Source organism: Serratia sp. DD3 (assembly GCF_000496755.2).
Genome location: NZ_AYKS02000119.1, coordinates 1 through 2,488 on the forward strand (window position 1 = coordinate 1; position 2,488 = coordinate 2,488).

A 2,488-nucleotide genomic window follows, 5' to 3' on the forward strand; every position below is an offset into this window, starting at 1 on the left:
TGCCGTCATCTTCAATCTTGGCGGTACCGATTTCTTCACCGTTATCATAGATGGTGACCGTGCCGCCGGGTTCGCCCGTACCGCTCAGGTTTGGTGAACGGTCATCGGTGGTATCCCCCGGGTTCACTTCACCGGTCTTCTCCCCCACGTTGTCGGTAATAACGATATCGCCAGCCGAGTTAGGGACGTTAGTGTCTACTACAATATCAAAACTGCCGCTAGGAGCACTCTCGTTGCCTGCGGCATCCGTTGAGGTGATGGTCAGGGTATGGTTGCCATCTTTCAGTTCAGCGCCTGCTGCTGGCGTAAAGCTCCACTCACCCTTGCCGTCTGCCGTGGTTGAACCGATCAGTTCACCTTTATCGTAGACCTTGACCAGGCTATTCGCCTCGGCACTACCTTTCAGGGTTGGGGTGTTGTCGTTGGTGACATCCCCTTTCTGCAGAGCGCCAGCTTTCGGTTCAACATCATCCAGCACGCTGGTGATGGCTGGTTCTGACGGTATGGTGATGTCAAGATTGATATCATAGGATGGTGTGCTTGGGGTGGTCTTGTTACCCGCCGCATCGACCGCCACGATGGTCAGTTGGTTGTTACCTTCCAGCAGTGGGGTGGTTGGCGTCAGTGACCAGGTGCCATTATCGAGTACCTTGGTGCTGCCAATCGGGTGATTGCCGGTCGCATCAGTGGTGTACACAATGATGATATCACCAGCAGTACCAATACCGCTGATCAGCGGCTGGCTGTCATCGGTGCTATTCCCTGATGTAACGTTACCTGTCTCATTGCCCACGCGGTCTTCGACGGAAGTAATCGCCAAATGCTCAGGATCAACTAATGGAGACGTGGTGTCGACAGTAAAGTTCAACGGCTCAGAGGGCTTACTTTCGTTACCCGCCGGATCGGTTGCCGTGGTGGTAATACTGTGATTGGTTTCGTCCAGTGGTGTCTCAGGCGTAAAGCTCCATTTGCCGTTATCCCCAACTACCGTTGAACCAATCTTTTCACCGTTATCATAGATATTGATAATATCGCCAGGTTGGCCGCCACCGCTGAATTTAGGTTGAGTATCATCGGTTGTACCACCATTCTTGATTGCGCCGGTGATAGCACCCACGTCATCCTGGGCATTCGACACATCAGGTTGCCCTGGTGCTGTGGTATCAACCACAATCACAATAGGATCAGAAGGTGTGCTGGCATTACCGGCCGGGTCAACTTCACTGACTGTCAGGCTATGGTTGCCCTCGGCCAGGGGCTCTTCAACCTGATAGCTCCATTCACCTTGACCATTAACAACCGTTGAGCCAATCGGCTTACCATTGTCACTAATAATAATGACATCGCCAGGTTGCCCCATACCTTTCAGTTCAGGTTGGGTATCGTCCGTGGTGGTGCCACTGGTCAATGGGCCGGTAACGGCACCGACGTCATCGATAACGCTCCCAATAGCAGGCTTGCTAGGGGCTTGTGTATCGACGTTAAATTCCCAACCACCACTCTGCTTACTCTCATTACCCACAGGGTCGGTTTCAGAAACCGTGATGTTGTGCTTTCCATCAGTCATCGGTGTCTCTGGCTGGAAAGACCAACGACCATCGTCATTGACGACGGTCTCGCCAATCACATTACCGTTGTCATAGATAGTCACGGTGTCACCTGGCTGACCGCTACCGGTCAGGACAGGACGTGGATCATCCGTGGAATCACCCGGTTTTATTTCACCGACAACGTCCCCCGTTTTGTCCATGACATGCTGCATACCAGGGACATCCGGCGGTGTAGTATCAACCGTGAAGTTCAGAGGATCAGAAGGCGAGCTGACATTACCAGACGGATCAGTCTCGGTGATCACCATTTGGTGACTGCCGTCACCCATTGCTTGATCAGGGGTAAATGTCCAGTTGCCATTGCCATCAATGACCACGCTGCCAATGGCACTACCGTTGTCATACACGGTGATGATGTTACCAGCGACACCTTTACCACTTAAGGTAGGATGAGATTCATCTGTCTGGCCGCCGTTTTTAATTTGGCCCTGAATAGAACCCGTATGGTCAAGTGCACCGCCAATCGCCGGTTTTGCCGGAGGGGTCGGTTCAGGGTCATTATTATCATCTTTACTACGGTTATGATAGGCAACCGCGGCCCCAGCGCCGATCGCTGTCGCTGCCGCCAGCCAACCCAAAAGACCAAACAGCGCATCCTGATTATCATCAGAAGCGACAAAAATGCCTTCACCACTGCCTTGAGATGGACCACCTAATGCGACAGGCGATGACTCACCATCAGTAAAGAGATAGCCGTGCTCATAGCCTTCCCCGGACAAGGGAACATAGGCATACAGCTGGCCATCTTCAGCCATTCCCAGTAACACCGGGTTGTTGGCTTCACCATTAAAGTAGTCTTCAATAATAATACTGGCTTGTGTGTCCCCTTCCTGGATCACGTGCAACGCCTTGCCGACACGAACTAAAGTCACGTTCTC

The 2,488-nt window shown here is 52.5% G+C and carries 1 protein-coding gene; it reads right to left on the bottom strand.

Annotation, left to right across the window (positions count from 1 at the left end; all coding sequences use genetic code 11):
- Window positions 1-2,488 (bottom strand): Ig-like domain-containing protein (locus IO95_RS22220; RefSeq protein WP_235186816.1); only part of this gene is annotated, 2,488 nt, incomplete at both ends.